Below are 17,968 nucleotides of genomic sequence, written 5' to 3'. Positions count from 1 at the left end.
CGGGTCGGCCCGCGCGCCGGGGGGCACTGACGCGCCGGTGCAAGCGCGCCTGCCTTCCCCGAGGGCGATCGCCGCCGGCCTCGCTCATTGCCGGCCGAGACGGCGCTCCGCGACCTCAACCCACCAGGACACGCCCATCGGGATCGCGGCATCGTCGAATTCGTATTCGGGATGATGGACCGGCGCGGTGTCGCCGTTGCCGAGGAGGATATAGGCCCCGGGCCGCTCCTCCAGCATGTAGGCGAAATCCTCGCCCCCCATGACAAGGGGCGCCTCGGCGCAATCGCCGGAGACCGCCGTGGCGGCCTCGGCGGCGAACACGGTTTCCCCGGGATGGTTCGCCATGACCGGGTAGCCATCGAGGTGGGTGACATCCGCCCGCGCCCCGAACGCCGCCGGCACATGGGCGCAGATCTCGTCCAGCCGCTCGCGCGCCAGCGCCCGCATCTCGCGCGACATCGTCCGCACCGTACCGCGCAGGGACACGCGCGGCGGGATCACGTTGAAGGCCTTGGAGAAGCTCTCGATCGCCGTCACCGAGACCACCAGCTGCTCCACCGGATCGGCATGGCGGGAGGCGATGGACTGGATCGCCAGAACGAGATGGGACGCCGCGACCACGGGGTCCACCCCCTCGTGCGGCTTGGCGGCATGGGCGCCCTTGCCCACCACCTCGATCTCGAACTGGTCCGTCGCGGCGAAGAACGGGCCGGCTCTGATGGCGAAGGTGCCGAGCGGGACGCCCGGCCAGTTGTGCATCCCGTAGACCTCCTCGATGCCCCAGCGCGTCATCAGGCCGTCCTCGCACATCTCCCGGCCGCCGCCGCCGCCCTCCTCGGCCGGCTGGAAGATCAGCACGATGCGACCGTCGAAATTGCGCGTCTCGGACAGGTAGCGCGCCGCCCCGAGGAGCATCGCGGTATGCCCGTCATGGCCGCAGGCATGCATCACGCCCGGAGCGGTGGAGGCATGGGGCACGCCGGTCGCTTCCGTGATCGGCAGCGCGTCCATGTCCGCGCGGAGCCCGATGGTGCGCCCCGGCCCCCTGCCCTCGATCACGGCCACGACGCCGGTCCCCCCGATCCCTTTCGTCACCTCGTCGCAGCCGAACTCCTCGAGCTTCCCCGCCACGATCCCGGCGGTACGGTGCACATCGAAGAGGAGCTCGGGGTTCGCGTGGAAATCCCGTCTCCACGCCGCGATCTCGTCCTGCAGCTCGGCGATACGGTTGCGGATGGGGGCCAAGGGCGATCTCCTCTCAGGAAAAGTAGGTTTCTGCGGGAACGTAGCCGGCCAGCATACCGGCCGCGCACCATTCGCGCTCGAAGCTGGTATCACCGACGAGGACCACGCGTCCCGGCGAAAGGCGCTCCGGTGCGAGCGCCGCGAGCAGGGCCCCCCGCTGTTGGCCCCATCCGGCCGGGAAGCCCGGCGCGGGGCGGGCCGCATCGAGAGGTGCGCCGCTCTCTCTGAGCCGCGCCTCCAGCCGCGCCGCCTCGAGAGGGGGACAGGCCAGCGCGATCCGCCCCGCCCGTTCGATCGCGGAGAGTTTTGCCGTGTGCGCCTTCGGCAGCTCGTCCCTCTCCCGCAGGAGGCGCAGGGCGTTGCTCGAGAACAGGAACGCGACGATGTCGCCGCCGCCAGTCGCCCGGATCGTCGCATAGGTGGGATAGTCGAGGCCGAGCGCCTTGGCCCGAGCCACCCGTGTCCGGATGACCTCGAGCGGAAGCGTGGGCAAAAGCTGCCGCCGCGCCGCGCCCCAGCAGTGCCGGCGCCAGGAGGCGCCCCGCTCCAAAGTCGGCCCGCCATTGTGACCAAGCCCTCCGCGCACGCCGCGATCCGTCATCTCGCCCACCTCATCGTCCTGCAGGGAGCGGCAGCGTGGGACCCGCTCCCCGGAACGTCAAGCGGCGGCCCCTGCCGGGGGCCGCCGCGCGTTGCGTCATTCTGCCAAGGCGATCAGTCGCGCGGAACGCTCCAGAGCATCGTCTCGCCGGAGCTGTCGTCCACGCCGTCATTGTCCGTGACGATCCACATCGTGCCGCCTTCGGTGATGGCGAGGCCCTCGACCTTGTCCTGAACATAGCCGTTCGTGGCGACAAGATCCGGGATCAGATCCCGAACGACTTCCTTCTCGACCAGCGGCAGCTCGCCTCCAAGGGGGGCAGGTTCGAGGGCCGAGGCCGCGACGCGGGTGATCTGCTTGACCGCCGCGCTCTGCCCGAGCTGGTTGTCACGCTCGATCAGGTACACCCACTCACCGTCCGCGACGATTTCGGACAGGCCGGTCCAGCCCGCCTCCGGGGTCTCCAGCGGGTAGCGCACGCCGCCCCACTCGCCGCTCTCGGGATCGTAGGAGACGAGCTTGACCTCGCCCTTGGCATCGTCCGCCCATTCGCGCTGAACGGCCATCCAGAGGCGCCCCTCCAGCATCGTGATCCCCTCGAAGCCGAACCGCTTCTCGACATGGGACAGCTCTTCGGGCAGGCCGATCTCCCGGTCGATCTCGCCGCCCGCGTCCACGTGGTAGATCGCGTGCGGGATCGCGCGCTCGGTGCGTCCCTCGGAGGCGAGCCAGTAGCCGCCCTCACCGTCGAGTGCGATGCCCTCGAGATCCAGCTTCTGGGCTGCATCGCCATCGCGCGTGACGAGCATAGCATCCGTGATCCGAGCCGGCGTCCGGGAGACGTCGATGGTGAAGATCTTCGGCTCGAGGCCGTAGAAGCTGTCGGAGATGGCAACGAGCGTGCTGTCGTCCACCGCCGCGAGGCCGGACAGGGCGCCCCAGCCGGTCAGCTCGTCCATGCCCTCGGAGGTCAGGTGCGGGTAGACCGCCGGGCCATCCTGCAACTCGTAGATCATCACGTGGCTGCGCGCTCCGCCATCCTCGATCAGGTCTTCCTCGTTCGCGGTGACGAGAAGGTTGCGGGACGGGATGGCGAGCAGACCCTCCGGCCCGATGCCAGACGGCAGCATCTGGCGCAGGACCGGCGCCCCGGGATCGGTGATGTCGTAGACGCCGACGACACTGCCCCGCTCGGAGCCGACGAAAGCCATCGGCAGATCGCCGAATGTTCCGATCTCGACGGATTCGGGCTCGACGCCCTTCGCGTCGGAGCGCTTGTCGGGATAATGACCGATCATCACCGCGGCGTGCTCGAAGCTCGCGCCGGCCTCCCAGGCCACGGTGCCGTCGCGGTTGAAGACCGTCCAGCCGCGGGAGCCGCCCTCGTAGTCGCCTTCGTCGGCGGTCGCGATGTAGTCCGTTCCGATCCAGGCGATGGCGTCGGGCTCGCGGCGGCGCTCGTCCTGCGCCCCGTCGAACACCAGCGCGCCGTCATCCTTGGTGTCGATCCCCTCGAGATCCGTGGTCCCGGCCGTGAAATCCGCGAGGATCTCGCCGTCCCGGCTCACGATGACGAGGTGGTTGTTCTCCTGAAGGGAGACGACCGTCTCTCCGTCCTCGTTGATGTCGACGAATTCGGGCTCCGGATCCGAGGGGCCGACCTCGGCAAGTCCGGTCAGGTCCACCTCGGTCAGGCTGTCGCACTCCGCACCGGTCTCGCCGAGATCGATCATGGAGAGGTAGCCCGCCGGCATCTGCGGCAGGACGCCGTCATCCAGATCCTCGTCGCGCTCGTTCTCGATGGCGATGGACAGGAAGGCGCCGTCCCCGGACGCGGCGATGGAATCGGGCTGCCCGCCGAGATCGCAGCGGGAGACGATCTCCTGCGTCGCGACGTCGATCGTCAGAAGCTCGCCCGAGGTGTTCACGTAATCCTCGGAGGTGTTGACCGCGACATAGGCGGTCTGCCCCACGACCGCGACGGAGGTCGGCTCGCCCTCGAGCTCGATCCGCCCGAGCGCTTCGGGGGAGGCAGGATCCTCGATCCCGATGAAGCCGACGGTCATCGCCGGGCTGTCGGTGTAGACGAGGGTCATCCCGTCTTCGGTCGCGGCGATGATCTCGGAGGATGTCATTGCATCCCCGGATCCCTCGGGCGCGTTGAGCGCGACCGGGAAGGACGCGATGCGATTGAAATTCTGCTCCGTACCCTGCGCATGGGCGGCGCCGGCAAGAAGCGCGGCTGCGGACGCAGCGGATAGAAGTTGGCGTGTCACTCGGATTGTCCCCCTTGGTTATCCGGACCGGCACCGCGACTTGATCGCGGTGCTCGCGGGGTCCATGCCAAAGGGATGTAACGCAGCCGTGACGACGCGCCCCTTCCTTGCGATCACGGGAACGCTTGCGGGAGGCGCCACGAAAAAGGGCCGCCCCCTTGGGACGGCCCCTTGTCTTGATCCCGAATGGGCCCGCTCAGCCGAGCTTGGTCAGGAGCTTGTTGAGCGAGTCCTTGGCGTCACCGTAGAACATCCGCGTGTTGTCCTTGAAGAACAGCGGGTTCTCGATGCCCGAATAGCCCGTGCCCTGACCGCGCTTGGACACGATGACGTTCTTCGCCTTCCACACTTCGAGGACCGGCATCCCCGCGATGGGGGAGTTCGGATCGTCCTGTGCGGCGGGGTTCACGATGTCATTCGAGCCGATGACGATGGCGACGTCCGTGTTCGGGAAGTCGTCGTTGATCTCGTCCATCTCCAGCACGATGTCGTAGGGCACCTTCGCCTCGGCGAGGAGCACGTTCATGTGCCCCGGAAGACGGCCGGCGACGGGGTGGATCGCGAAGCGCACTTCCTTGCCCTGACCGCGCAGACGGCGGACGAGCTCGGACACCGATCCTTGGGCCTGCGCCACGGCCAGACCGTAGCCCGGCACGATCACGACGCTGTCCGCATCCTCGAGCAGCGCCGCGACGCCGTCCGCATCGATGGCGACCTGCTCCCCTTCGATCTCTGCCGCCGGGCCGGACGTTCCGCCGAAGCCGCCGAGGATGACGGAGACGAACTTCCGGTTCATCGCCCGGCACATGATGTAGGACAGGATCGCACCCGAGGAGCCGACGAGGGCCCCCGTGACGATCAGCAGGTCATTGCCGAGCGTGAAGCCGATCGCCGCGGCCGCCCAGCCCGAGTAGCTGTTCAGCATGGAGACGACGACCGGCATGTCCGCCCCGCCGATCCCCATGATGAGATGCCAGCCGATGAAGCCCGCGATGATCGCGACGAGGACCATGGTCCAGAGACCCGCCCCGCCGAAATACATCAGGCCGAGGATGACGCAGGCCGCCAGCGCCGCGGCATTGATCATGTGCCCGCCCGGCAGCTTGTTCGGCTTGCCGTCGACACGGCCCGCCAGCTTGCCGAAGGCGACGACGGAGCCGGTGAAGGTCACCGCGCCGATGAAGATGCCGAGGAACACCTCGACCTTCATGATCGCGATCTCGACACCGTCCTTCATCGCAAGCGCCGCCGAGAACCCGGACAGCTCCAGAACGGAGCCCCCTTCGGCGATGGTGCGCTGCACCTCGGTCAGCTCCAGATCGGCGTTCAGACCGATGAAGACGGCCGCGAGTCCGACGAAGGAGTGAAGCGCCGCGACGAGCTGCGGCATTTCCGTCATCTGCACCTTGGCGGCGACGTATTGCCCCGCGAAGGCGCCCGCCGCGACCGCGAGCAGGATGAGGATGATGTTCTCGACACCCGGCCCGAAGACCGTCGCGATCACCGCGATGGCCATGCCGATGATCCCGTACCAGACAGCGCGCTTGGCGCTCTCTTGGTTCGACAGACCGCCGAGCGAGAGGATGAAGAGGATGGCGGCGGCGACGTAGGCCGCTGAGGTCATACCGATGGACATTTCCCGCGCCCCCTCAGGATTTCTGGAACATTGCGAGCATCCGGCGCGTGACCAGGAAGCCGCCGACGACGTTGATCGTCGCGATGAACACCGAGACGAAGGCGAGGATCACGACCAGCCACGAACTCGACCCGATCTGCAGGAGCGCGCCGAGGATGACGATGCCGGAGATCGCGTTCGTCACCGCCATGAGCGGCGTGTGCAAGGCATGGGACACGTTCCAGATGACCTGGAACCCCACGAAGCAGGCCAGCGCGAAGACGATGAAGTGCTGCAGGAAGCTCGCCGGCGCGAACGCCCCGATCAGGAGCATCAGCAGGCCACCCGCGACGAGCAAGCCGACCTGGAAGCGGGTCTGCTGGCGGAAGGTCTCCGCCTCGGCCGCCTTCTTCTCCTCGGGCGTCAGATCCCGTGCCGCTGCCTTCTTCGGTGCCGCGGCGATCGCCTTCACCTTCGGCGGCGGCGGCGGGAAGGTGACCTCTCCGGCATGGGCGACGGTCGACCCGCGGATCACGTCGTCCTCCATGTTCTGGTTGACCGTGCCGTCCTTCTCGGGCGTCAGGTCCGTCAGCATGTGCCGGATGTTGGTGGCGTAGAGGGTCGAGGACTGCGTCGCCATCCGCGAGGGGAAGTCGGTGTACCCGACGATCGTGACGCCGTTATCGGTCACGATCTTCTTGTCCTTCTGCGTCAGCTTGCAGTTGCCACCCTTCTCTGCGGCGAGGTCGACGATCACGGAGCCCGGCTTCATGGCCTTGACCATGTCCTCGGTCCACAGCTCGGGCGCCTCCCGGTTCGGGATCAGCGCCGTGGTGATGACGATATCCACATCGGGGGCCTGCTGGCGGAACAGCTCGAGCTGCTTCTCGCGGAATTCGGGGGAGGACGGCGCGGCGTATCCGCCGGACCCGGAGCTGTCCTGGCTGTCCTCGAAGTCGAGGAAGAGGAACTCGGCCCCCATCGATTCGATCTGCTCGGACACTTCGGGGCGCACGTCGAAGGCGCGCACGATGGCGCCGAGAGACGTCGCCGTGCCGATGGCCGCGAGACCCGCGACACCGGCGCCGACCACGAGCACCTTTGCCGGAGGCACCTTGCCCGCCGCCGTCACCTGCCCGGTGAAGAACCGTTCGAAATTGGCGCTCGCCTCGATCACCGCGCGATAGCCGGCGATGTTGGCCATGGAGGACAGCGCGTCCATTTTCTGGGCGCGGGAGATCCGCGGGACCATGTCCATCGCGATGATCGTGGCACCGCGCTCCGAGGCGCGCTCCAGAAGATCCTCGTTGGCCACCGGCCAGAAGAAGGAGATCAGCGTCTGGCCGGAGCGAAGCATGTCCACCTCGGCATCGCTCGGTGGCTGCACCTTGGCGATTATGTCCGCCTCGTCGTACAGCGCCTTGGCATCCGGTACGACGTCTGCGCCGGCGGCCTCGTAATCGGCGTCCGAGAAACCCGCGGCCGCACCGGCCCCGGTTTCGATCAGACAGGAATGGCCGAGTTTCGCGATGTCCTCGACGCTCTTCGGCGTCATCGCGACCCGCTTCTCGCCCTCGAACGTCTCGACGGGCGTTCCGATCAGCATTCTTGCCGTCCTCCCTCGATGTGGAATGGTCCAATATGCCCGGGCTTGGGCGCCCGCACTTTAGGTCAGCGCCTGCTGGACCACAATCGCGTCGGCCAAGTTCCTGTGATCAGCCCCGCGTTTCGGCGGCGCTCGTGCCTCGGGATTAGCCGTCATGCGGTCCGGGGCGGCGCCTGTCGCCCGGCGCGCCGGGGATGCTCCGACAGAGGTCCGGGAACCTCTCGGCGCACCGGGGTTTGGGAAAAGCGCAAAGTTACGGGAGACGCCAATGGCCGAACGCGACGACGACGACCGCACCGAGATCCGCAAGGACTTCCGCGACGCGGTGAACATGAGCCCCTCGGAGCTGGAGGACTGGCTGGAGACCGACGAGAGCAAGGCCGTCGGGGATGACAGCGACGGCGAAAGCACCGGCCATTATTCAGGGCGCCGCATCGTCGAGATCAAGCGCAAGACCGTTGACGAGCTCACCGAGGACGACCACGACTGGATGAAGAAGGCTACGGGCTACGTGCACCGGCATCTCAAGCAAGGCGGCCCGAAACAGGACGTGGAGACCTCGAAGTGGCGCTACAGCCTGATGAACTGGGGCCACGACCCCTGCAAGTGAACCGGGCGTTCGGGGCGTTCCGGAGGACGGGCCCAGGGGCCTGACGGACGCTGGTTCCGGCGCGTCGTGCTTGCGCTGGAGCACGCGAAAAACGTCCGATGAGGTGCATCGCACCGCTCGCGTTGAGCGGGGTGCTGTTACGGGACGACCTGCCGGCCCGCTCGGGGATCGCCAGCACCCCATGAGGCACCACTTGCGCGGATGACAGGCCGGGCAAAAGCACACCCGTAAAGGGCTTGTCAGTTGCGGCGCGAGCAGGACCTCTCGACCTTCAGCTCCCTCAGGTCCGGCAGGTCCGTCAGGTCCGTACTCGGCACGGTCCGCACGGCCCGCACCTCTGCGCGGCAGCGCTTGTCCTCGTACATCCTTTCATCGGCGATGCGCAGCAGCGCCTCGTAGGTGGCATTGGCGCTCGGCGCATGGGCGATCCCTATCGATGCATCGATCACGATCGGGGGCGCGCCGGACGGCGTGTCAAAAGGCGACAGCGGTGCCGAGAAGGACTTCAGGAGCCGCGCCCTCAGCGCCAACTCGTCGTCCTCCCGGGAGTCCGGAAACCAGACAGCGAACTCATCGCCGCCGAGGCGCGCCGCCGTATCGCGCTCACGGATCGCAGTCGACAGGCGTTGTGCAACGATGCGGAGCACGTGGTCCCCCGCCTCGTGGCCCATCGTGTCGTTCACTGCCTTGAACCCGTCCAGGTCGATATAGGCCAGTGTGCCGGTCCGTTCGGCCTTGAGATCGCCGCGCAGGACGCGCTCGAAGCCGACCTCGTTGCGCAATCCCGTCTTGGGATCGGTCAGCGTTTTCTGTTCCAGCCGCTCCGCCTCGTCGCGCAGACGGTCATTCTGGAACCTGGCCCGGTCCAGGGACTTCGCGAGGCGTCGCGTCTCCACCGCGTCCTCCGCCAGCTTTCCAAGCGGGATACAGGAGCGATCCGCCTGCAGAACGTTGATCGGCCGGCCCGTGCCGTCAGGCCGGATGCGGCGCAACATGAAAGGAGCGTCCTCCCCCGCCCAGTCCAGCAAGACGCGGATCGGGAAGGTGCTGCGGCGTGCGCGCCGGATCGCCTTCAGCAGGCGATTTGCCGTCCGCCCGACATGGTCCGTCAGGTGGCATCCCCGCTTCACAGCCCAGAACGGCGCGTCCAATTCGGAGCTGCAGGCGAGAACGACCGCCTCGTCATCGATGAGGAAGGTCGTCACCGGCATGGCCGCGATCAGTTCGACGACGAGCGGAAACTCCTTATCGAAAGAACTCGAAGCCATTGGGCGTACCTTCACGGCGCAGTTTCACCGTCACCCGGCAGCCCGCGTCACCGCGCGCGAGTGCCTCGTCGATCACGACGTCCGCATAGCCCGAGGCACGGGACACGATCGTTCCGAAGACGGTCGTCGTCATCATGCACAAGGAGGGCCGGCCCCGAACGCGGTGGGCGAAGGGGCAGCGCGTTGCGGTCAGGACGATTTCACCGTCCGAGGCGTGCTCCACCTCAAATTGCCCGCCGATCCGCGCCTTCAGCTCGCACAAGACCTCCCCGATTTCCTGCGGTGTCCAGTCACCGTCCTTCCGCGCGGCGTCGAACTTGTCGAAGAGGTCGTCGCCGATCTCTGTTCCCACCTCGCCGATGAAGGCGGCGGATCCCTTGAGACCGATGTTCTCCTCCAGCCCGCCGGCAAGACCGCCGACGATATCGGCGAAGAACGCGTCCGGTGTGAGGCCAGTATCCTGTCGTCCGGTTGCCATCGAACCTGTCCTGTGGCTTGCCAATCTGTCCCCCATCATTGCGCACGAAGCGTGAAGGACTGCTTAACGGATTGTGGCAAAACCGCGGATGTTCCTCGGATTGCGCATGAAAAAGGCGCGCCCCGGAGGACGCGCCTTTACGGATCCGAAAGAACCGGCGTGCTAGATGTGGATCACGCGGTCATAGGCATCGAGCACGCTCTCGTGCATCATCTCGGACAGCGTCGGGTGCGGGAAGACCGTGGACATCAGGTCCTCTTCGGTCGTCTCGAGCTGGCGGCCGACGACGTAGCCCTGGATCAGTTCGGTAACCTCGGCGCCGATCATGTGTGCCCCGAGGAGCTCGCCGGTCTTGGCGTCGAAGACGGTCTTCACCATCCCCTCCGCCTCGCCAAGTGCGATCGCCTTGCCATTTCCGATGAACGGGAACCGCCCGACCTTGACCTCGTAGCCCATCTCCTTGGCCTTTTCCTCCGAATAGCCGACGGAGGCGACCTGCGGCTGGCAGTAGGTGCAGCCGGCAATGCTCTCGGGGCGGACGGGGTGGACGTCGTTCTTTCCGGCGATCAGTTCGGCCACCATGGTCCCCTCGTGGGACGCCTTGTGCGCGAGCCAGGGCGCGCCTGCGATGTCCCCGATCGCGTAGAGACCCTCGACACCGGTGCGGCAGTACTCGTCCACCACCACGTGCGTCCGGTCGACCTTGACGCCCATCTCCTCGAGGCCGAGATTCTCGACGTTGCCGACGATGCCGACCGCGGAGATCACGGTGTCGAATTCGTGCGTCTCGACCTTGCCCTTCACCTCGATATGAGCGGTGACCTTGTCCTTCTCACGGTCCAGCTGCTTGACGATGGCCTTCTCCACGATGGTCATCTTCTGCTTCTGGAACGCCTTCTTCGCGAAGGCGCTGATCTCGGGATCCTCGACGGGCAGGATCCTGTCCATCACCTCGACCACCGTCGTTTCGGCGCCCAGGGTGTTGTAGAAGCTGGCAAATTCGATTCCGATGGCCCCAGAACCGATGACCAGGAGCTTCTTCGGCATGTGCGGCGGCTGAAGAGCGTGCTTGTAGGACCAGACGCGTTCGCCGTCCGCCTCGAGGCCGGGCAGGTTCCGCGCACGTGCACCGGTCGCGAGCACGATGTTCTTGGCGGAGAGTTCCTCGGTGCCCTTGTCCGTCTTGACGGACACCTTGCCCTTGCCGGTGAGCGTGGCCTCGCCCATCACCGTCGTGACCTTGTTCTTCTTCATCAGGTGGCCGACGCCGGAGGCCAGCTGCTTGGCCACGCCGCGGGAGCGCTTTACGACCGCATCGAGGTCGTAGCCGATACCCTCGGCGCTCAGGCCGAAGTCCTTGGCGCGCTCCATCAGGTGGAACACCTCCGACGAGCGCAGCATCGCCTTGGTCGGAATGCAGCCCCAGTTGAGGCAGATCCCGCCCATGTGCTCGCGCTCGACGATGGCGACCTTCAGGCCGAGTTGCGCGCCCCGGATCGCGGCGACGTAGCCGCCCGGTCCGGCGCCGATGACGATCATGTCGTAGGTGTCGGCCATGAGGGGACCTCCCGATTCTGACGAATAGTTAAGCGTTAAACTATTCCAGCGGGCGCAGGATGACACCCCCCTGATCGGGCATCCCGGTCATGCGGCCGAAGCAGCACCGTTCTTGAGCCGGCGAAGGACCGCGCCGTAGCCGCCTTCGTCCATGTAGGCACGCTCCGCCGGCGTGGACTGGCGGCCGAGCTCGTCGTTGCGATGTGGGAACCGGCCGAAGGCGCGGATGATGTCGCGGTGCGCCCGGGCATGCAGGACGTTGTCCGACCCCGGCATGTGCATCAGGAACATCCGCACGGACCGGGCCTGGTTCTCGAGGCTCTCGGCATGCATCCACGGCATGTAGAAGAACTGCCGGGCCGGTATGTCCACCTCCATGTCCCGCCCCCGCGTCAGCGCACAGCGGGAGACGGCGCGCGCGGCGCCATCGGTGGAATAGGCCCTCCCGTCGTCGCGGAACATGTTTCGGGGGAACTGGTCGAGAACGATCAGGAGCGCGAGGCACCCCGGCGTGGTCCCGTTCCATCGAAAGAGATGCCCGTCCCGCGCAGCTTCCCAGGTGGCCATGAAGCGCTCCCGGATCGTCCTGTCGAGCGCGTCGCTCTTCTTGTACCAGCCCTCGGGCCCGACCTCGTCCACCCAGAAGGTACATACCTCCTCCGGAGTGGCTACCGCGGCTGATGTCATGCTTCGACCTCTCGATGGGAATCTTCGGCCAGCGCCTTCGCAGCGTCGGCAGCGTCGTCTTCGCGTTCCTGATCCTGCCAGTCTTCGACCCATTCCTCCAGAGCCACCGCCGTCGCGGAGGGAAGGATCGGTGCGTAACTCGTATTATCCAGGTTCTCGGGCGTCGCGCGCTGCGTCATCCGCCACGCGGCGTAGACCGAGAGGCCGGCCATCAAAGCCACGAGGAACAGAAAGTAACCCGGGGCGCCGAGCGTTCCCATGATCCAGCCTGTCGCCAGCGGGCCGACGATCGCCCCGATCCCGTTGAGGAACATCAGTCCGCCGGACGTCGCGGCCATCTCGTCGAACTCGACGTAGTCGTTCGTGTAGGCCAGCAGGAGCGCATAAAGCGGGTTGGACGTCCCGCCGATGACGAACGCGGCGACGAGCAGCAGGGTGAAGATATCTCCGAAGAAGAACGCCCCGAGCGAGGCGACCGCGCCGGCGATTCCGAGGGCCAGGATCAGCACGCGCCGGTCCACGCGGTCGGAGGCCCATCCGATGGGGAACTGGCAGACCAGCCCGCCCACATAGATCACCGCGATGAAGGCGGAGATCTGCGGCACCGTCATTCCGACCGCGGCGCCGTAGACGGCTGCCATGCCGAAGAGCGCCGAATAGACCCCGCCGGTGATCATGATCCCGATGCAGCCGAGCGGAGAGACCTCGTAGAGCCGCCTGAGCTTCATCCGCTTCACCGTGCCGAAGGCCGGCGCGGGAGAGACGGACAGCAGGATGGGCGCGAAGGAGACCGACACGAGGACCGACGGCACGATGAACATGATGAAGCCGGACGGATCGCCCAGCGTCAGAAGGCCCTGGGCGGCGACGATCCCGGACATCTGGACGATCATGTAGAGCGAGAGCGCCTTGCCCCGGTTCGCGTTGTCGACCGAATTGTTCAGCCAGCTTTCGGCGGTCACGTAGACGCCGGAGAAACAGAACCCGATCACCACCCGGCCAACGGTCCACGCAAGCGGATGCGTCATGGCGGGGTACAGGATCAGGATCGCCGAAACGAGGGAGCCGAGCGCCGCGAAGACGCGGACATGCCCCACCCGGCGGATCAGTTCCGGCGCAAGCTGGGAGCCGCCGAGAAAGCCCACGAAATAGGCCGACATCACCACGGAGATCTCGAAGGTGCTGAACCCCTCGATCTCGCCGCGGATGCCCAGCAGCGTGCCCTGTATGCCGTTGCCGACCATCAGCAGCAGCATCCCGAGCATCAGCGCCCATGTGGCGCCAAGAACCTTAAACATGTCCGTCTCCTGTCAAGGTTCGCCCGATACCGCGAACCCGCATCGCCTTTATCCGCTTATCGCGACGCCTTGATGTCGTGTTCAGCCCATTCCGCGAGGGAAGAGGAGCGAGCTGTCCCCGTACGAGAAGAACCTGTATCTTTCGTAAATGGCGTGGTCGTAGATCTGCCGCACGCGGTTCATTCCCATCAGCGCCGAGACGAGCATCATCAGCGTCGATTTCGGCAGGTGGAAGTTGGTCATCAGCGCGTCGGCGGCGCGGAACCGGAAGCCGGGCGTGATGAAGATGTCCGTCGCGCCCTGCCAGGGCCGGATCCCGCCGCCCGCCGCCGCCGTCTCGATCAGTCGCAGCGCGGTTGTGCCGACAGGAATGATGCGCCCGCCGGCCGCACGGGTCTCCGCGATCTCCGCCGCGGCCCTGTCCGTCACCTCGCCCCGCTCCGAATGCATCCGGTGCTCGGAAATGTCGTCGACCTTGACCGGCAGGAACGTGCCCGCGCCGACATGAAGCGTCACGTGGCTCATCGCGACGCCGGCGCCGCCGAGCTCGGCGAGAAGCGCGTCGTCGAAATGCAGGCTCGCGGTGGGCGCGGCCACGGCGCCGGGGGTGCGGGCGAAGACGGTCTGGTAATCCTCGCGATCCGCCTCGTCCGCCTTGCGCCGGGCGGCGATGTAAGGCGGGAGGGGCATCTGCCCGGCCTCCTCCAGCGCCCGGTCGAACGCCTCCCCCTCCGCGGAGAAGCGGAGCGCCGCCTGTCCTTCGCCGAAGCTCTCCCGAAGCTCCGCCTGAAGGCCGCCTGCGAAATCGATCCGCTCGCCGGCCTTCAGTTTGCGAGCCGGTCGGATCAGCGCGTGCCAGAGGCCATCGGCGCCGGGCTCGAGCAGCGTGACCTCGATCCGCGCCTCCGCCACGCCGCCATCTGGCAGCGGCCGCCGCCGGGTGCCGGAGAGCCGTGCGGGAATGACGCGGGTGTCGTTCAGAACGAGACGGTCGCCCGGCCTGAGCCAGCGGCCGATCTCGCTCACCCGCGCATCCTCGATCCTCTCCGGCGACGCCACCAGCAGGCGCGCCGAGGTGCGCGGCCGGGCGGGCCGCGTGGCGATGAGGTCCTCCGGGAGCTCGAAGTCGAAGTCACTGAGTTTCATGGGTCGCCGCATACTGCGTCTCGCCGGGACGGGCCAGAGAAGACCATGGCGATGGGCTGCCCCCCGCCTCCGCCCGTCAGATCGTGCCGTTGAGGCGGGGCGCGCCGCCCTACTGCGTCTCTCCGGGCCGGGCCAGTCGCGGAGGATCGGCGCGGAAGATCTCGCGGAAGATGCCGGGGGTGAAGACGGAGAGCGGGTTCACCGAAATCTCCGGAGCGGAGGACGGCCCGCGCAGCGAGTAGTTCACCCCGATGAGCCCTTCGCCCGGTCGGCTGATGATCTGACCGATCCCGTTCACGGCGTAGATCGGCGAGAAGACACCCTGTATCGCGAGCCGGTCGCGGGAGATGTCGTAGACGCCGGCGGCGGAGATGCCGATGGAGGGACCGGTGCCGCTCATCCGCTCGATCTCCACCGCCCCCGGCACGAGCCGGAACTCGGCCCGCACGTCGTCCATCAGGAGGCCCGGGCCGTTCACCTGCTCGATCAGGCCGACGACGGAGATGGTGTTGAGGAGCGCGACCAGCCCCGGCGCGCCCTGAACCCGCGTTCCCTGCACGATGGCGGTGCCATCGAATCGCCCCGGTCCGCCGGCGGAGACGAGCGTCAGCGACAGATCCCCTCCGAGCGCCCGGCGGAAGAGACCCGCGGCGCGCAGGACCGCGCCCGCATCGCCCGAGGTCACGCGAACGGCCTGCTGGCCCGACGCGGTCTTGCCGATGAGGCCCGCCACCGGCGCCGCGCCGTTGACGGAGCCGGTGATGCGGCCGTCGACACCGTCTCCCAGGAGGAGATCCCCGTTCACCCCGGTCAGGGAGATACCGCCCGACACGATCAGCCGGTCGAGGGAGACCGAGAGCGGAACGCCGGGTCCACCAGTGCCGCCGCCCTCCCCGCCAAGTCCGTCCGGCAGCTCGCGCAGGTCCACCGTGCCGCCGGTGAGGACGAGGGACGGCGGCACGCCCCTGCCCCGCCCGCGTAAGGTCACGGCCGCATCGAGCCACCCGCCCGTCCTGATGCGGGAGAAGACCGCCCGGTCGAGCCCCCCGCCGCCGGCCTTGAGCGAGACCGCGCCCGTCGCTTCCAGCCCCGGCGCGTCGAGGACGAGACGGTCCACCCGCGGAGGCTTGCCGAGCGAGCCCGTCACCGTCAGCTCCGCCGCCGTGGCCGGCGCCTTCGACCAGCCGATCTGCGACACCGACAGGCCGACGCCCCGAAGCTGCGAGGTCAGGCGGAACTCGGGCGGCGTGCCCTTGCCGAGCGTGAGCGTCAGCTCCCCCGTTCCCGACCCCATCACCGTGCCGGGCGGCAGGCCGATGTTGAACGTCTCGATGGTGCGGGGCGAAATCTCGACGCTGCCGGTGACCGTTCCCGGCCCGCGCGTCTCCGGAGGGCCAAGGGGCTGCCGCCAGCGAGCGGTCAGCGGCACACCGTCCAGCGCGCCAGGCCCGCCGATGACGATGGCGTCGTTCGAGGCGTCGAGCGTCAGGGTCCTGGCGGTCAGGGTCTTGCCCTCGACGATCTTGCCGGAAGAAAGGTCGCTGAGACGTCCCTCCATCCGCCACTCGACCTCGTCCGGTTGCACCCCCTTGCGCAGCGGCGTCCGGATCGTCCCTTCCAGGATCGCCGTGCCGGTCGCGATGTCCACCGGCCGGTTCGCCTTGGTCATCACCTCGAACGGCTTCTGATCGAGAAGGGACAGCGTCGCCGTGAGGGGCGAGGTCGAGCGCCAGAGGATCTCGCCCGTCGCGGGGCGCTGGCGGATGTCGGGAATGCGGAAGACGGAGCCGGCGACGTCGATGCTCCCGCCCTCGGGGGCGACGACCTCCCCCGCATCGAGGGACATCGAGTAGGTATCCCCCATCATCGTGGCGTAGCCCTGGGCGCCCGTGATCGGGGGCAGCGTGTCGAGCGGCTGGACCACGGCATTTCGGAATTCCCAGCCGAGAGAGATGACCGGGCGTTCGTCCGCCGCGATGCGGATCGCGGCCCTCGCGTTCGACAATGTGCCGGAGCGCACGCGTTCATCGACCCAGGATCGCGTCCGTGCGACCGCATCGAGCGGCCAGAGGGCGAGAAGATCGTCTGCCCCGATCTCGTCGACCGACAGGTCCACGGCCCCGTCCCATCCATCCGGCCCCGCCTCCGCACGCCCCGTGGCGACGAGCCGGGTAAGCGCGCCCTCGCGGGAGAGGACCGCCTGCCCCACCTCGACGCGCAGGGGATCGAGGCTGACCTTCACGTCGAGCGCGCCCTCGTCGAAGAGCGCGGGCCGCGCCATCAGCCCCTCGGGATCGAGCCTCAGATCGGAGAAGGCCAGCTGGGCCACGAGGGTGTCCGGCCAGGCATCGCCATCGTCCCGCGCGCTCGACATGTAGGCGTGCCCTGACGCCGCGATATCGAGCGCAGGCGCGGTGACGGACAGCTCGTCGAAGATCAGCTTCTGCTCGGCCGGCTCGTAGCGCAGGTAGGCGCGGGCCCCGTCGAACGCCACCGGATCGGCGCCGGACCCCGGTACCAGCGAGCCGGCTCCGAGCTCGAGCGTGGTATAGAGCGCACCGAGCCCGTCGCCGCCGATATTGGCGAGCAGCGATCCCGACACAGGCGCTGAGAGCGGCGCAAGAAAGGCCAGCGCCGGCGATTGCGCGGCGAGCCCCTGCGCCGGCAGGTCGTCCACCGTGGCGGAGATGCTCGCCGCGGGCTCTCCCTTGCGCTTCGTGATGTTGAACGCGACACGGCTGGGCTCGGGCCAGATGCCGTCTCCGCCGGGCGCGTCCTTGCCGCCACGGGCCTCGGCGATGCGCAGGGCCGCGTCGATGGTGAGGTCCTGCTCGCCCTGCGTCACGGTCACGGTGCCGCCGCGGCCCTCCCAGATCCGTCCTGCCCGCGCATCCACGAGCCGCGCCGTCACGTTGTCGATGGACACGGTCTCGATACCGGCGAGGCTCGGAAGTTCGAGGAAATCGTCGACGGCACTCATGGCCTCGGCGATGGAGCCGAATCGCGCCTCCCCGGTTCCGAGCGCACCGAAGCCGAAATCGAAGCGGCCGTCCCGGTCCCTGCGGATCACGAGGGAGGGGCCGCTCACGCCGAGGTCACGCGGCTCCAGCCGGCCGCGCAGGAGCCGCCCCTTGGCGATGGAGACCGAGATCCGCGGCACGTCGGCGATGGTGCGCCCGGCCTCGTCCACCACGGAGACATCCCTCAGGACCGCGCGGGGCAGCCCGGGATCGGCGAGGGAGAGGGCGACGCCGCCGATCGTCAGATCACCGCCGCCGAGGCCGCCTTCCACCCGCGTCTCGATCCTATCCGCCAGCCAATCCGGAGCCGGCAGCTCGCGCCCCGGCGCCAGCAGCACCGCGAGAAAGAGCGCCAGGGCCACCAGAACCACCCCGTCGAAAAGCAGGATCGCCACCCGGACGAGCGGATTGCGGCGCCCCGAGAGAGGCGCCAGCACCAAGCCGAGCCAGGTCAGGCCGCGCCGCGTGCGCGGCGTTGCCTGCTGGCTCGGTTCTGCCGCCTCCTGCCCGGATCGGGCGGCCCTGCTGTTGCCTGTTCTTTTCATTCGGCGTTTATACTCG

Annotated in this window: 13 protein-coding genes; 1 reads left to right on the top strand and 12 read right to left on the bottom strand. The window is 67.9% G+C overall.

Annotated elements, in window-relative coordinates:
- Nucleotides 1-84 precede the first annotated feature (84 nt).
- The 5 genes from RM543_RS09445 to RM543_RS09425 form a co-directional block, all read right to left on the bottom strand.
- A complete protein-coding gene (locus RM543_RS09445; RefSeq protein ID WP_311690894.1) occupies nt 85-1,245 on the bottom strand; it encodes a M20 aminoacylase family protein in 1,161 nt (386 codons plus the stop codon).
- 13 nt (nt 1,246-1,258) lie between these two features.
- On the bottom strand, nt 1,259-1,846 hold the full coding sequence (locus tag RM543_RS09440; protein WP_311691367.1) for a hypothetical protein: 588 nt from the start codon (nt 1,844-1,846) through the stop codon (nt 1,259-1,261).
- A 113-nt stretch (nt 1,847-1,959) separates the two neighbouring features.
- Entirely contained in the window at nt 1,960-4,122 is a 2,163-nt protein-coding gene (locus tag RM543_RS09435) for an esterase-like activity of phytase family protein (RefSeq protein ID WP_311690892.1), read from the bottom strand.
- 196 nt (nt 4,123-4,318) lie between these two features.
- Entirely contained in the window at nt 4,319-5,758 is a 1,440-nt protein-coding gene (locus tag RM543_RS09430; RefSeq protein ID WP_311690890.1) for an NAD(P)(+) transhydrogenase (Re/Si-specific) subunit beta, read from the bottom strand.
- Nucleotides 5,759-5,771: 13 nt separating this feature from the next.
- The gene (locus tag RM543_RS09425) at nt 5,772-7,343 is read right to left on the bottom strand and encodes a Re/Si-specific NAD(P)(+) transhydrogenase subunit alpha (protein ID WP_311690888.1); all 1,572 of its coding nucleotides are present in this window, start codon (nt 7,341-7,343) and stop codon (nt 5,772-5,774) included.
- 268 nt (nt 7,344-7,611) lie between these two features.
- Between RM543_RS09425 and RM543_RS09420 the strand changes: the two genes are divergently transcribed.
- Nucleotides 7,612-7,953 carry a DUF3140 domain-containing protein gene (locus tag RM543_RS09420; protein ID WP_311690886.1) on the top strand — a complete coding sequence of 114 codons (342 nt, stop codon included), beginning with the start codon at nt 7,612-7,614 and terminating at the stop codon, nt 7,951-7,953.
- 239 nt (nt 7,954-8,192) lie between these two features.
- On the opposite strand, the gene RM543_RS09415 is transcribed toward RM543_RS09420, so the two are convergent.
- The 7 genes from RM543_RS09415 to RM543_RS09385 all read right to left on the bottom strand — a co-directional run bounded on the left by RM543_RS09415 (nt 8,193) and on the right by RM543_RS09385 (nt 17,952).
- A complete protein-coding gene (locus RM543_RS09415) occupies nt 8,193-9,221 on the bottom strand; it encodes a GGDEF domain-containing protein (protein ID WP_311690884.1) in 1,029 nt (342 codons plus the stop codon).
- On the bottom strand, nt 9,199-9,699 hold the full coding sequence (locus RM543_RS09410; RefSeq protein WP_311690883.1) for a methanogen output domain 1-containing protein: 501 nt from the start codon (nt 9,697-9,699) through the stop codon (nt 9,199-9,201). Before RM543_RS09410 ends, RM543_RS09415 begins: the two co-directional genes overlap by 23 nt.
- A gap of 162 nt (nt 9,700-9,861) precedes the next feature.
- Nucleotides 9,862-11,256 carry a dihydrolipoyl dehydrogenase gene (gene lpdA, locus RM543_RS09405; RefSeq protein ID WP_311690882.1) on the bottom strand — a complete coding sequence of 465 codons (1,395 nt, stop codon included), beginning with the start codon at nt 11,254-11,256 and terminating at the stop codon, nt 9,862-9,864.
- Between the two features lie 87 nt (nt 11,257-11,343).
- Entirely contained in the window at nt 11,344-11,943 is a 600-nt protein-coding gene (locus RM543_RS09400; RefSeq protein WP_311690880.1) for a DUF924 family protein, read from the bottom strand.
- Nucleotides 11,940-13,241 carry an MFS transporter gene (locus RM543_RS09395; RefSeq protein WP_311690878.1) on the bottom strand — a complete coding sequence of 434 codons (1,302 nt, stop codon included), beginning with the start codon at nt 13,239-13,241 and terminating at the stop codon, nt 11,940-11,942. Before RM543_RS09395 ends, RM543_RS09400 begins: the two co-directional genes overlap by 4 nt.
- Nucleotides 13,242-13,322: 81 nt before the next feature.
- On the bottom strand, nt 13,323-14,387 hold the full coding sequence (queA, locus tag RM543_RS09390) for a tRNA preQ1(34) S-adenosylmethionine ribosyltransferase-isomerase QueA (RefSeq protein ID WP_311690876.1): 1,065 nt from the start codon (nt 14,385-14,387) through the stop codon (nt 13,323-13,325).
- Nucleotides 14,388-14,496: 109 nt separating this feature from the next.
- A complete protein-coding gene (locus tag RM543_RS09385; protein WP_311690874.1) occupies nt 14,497-17,952 on the bottom strand; it encodes an AsmA-like C-terminal region-containing protein in 3,456 nt (1,151 codons plus the stop codon).
- Nucleotides 17,953-17,968: the final 16 nt, after the last annotated feature.

The organism is Tropicimonas omnivorans (assembly GCF_031846565.1).
Taxonomy (GTDB): domain Bacteria; phylum Pseudomonadota; class Alphaproteobacteria; order Rhodobacterales; family Rhodobacteraceae; genus Tropicimonas_B; species Tropicimonas_B omnivorans.
Note: the sequence above shows the minus strand (reverse complement) of the source record. Positions and strands in the feature narration are given on the sequence as shown.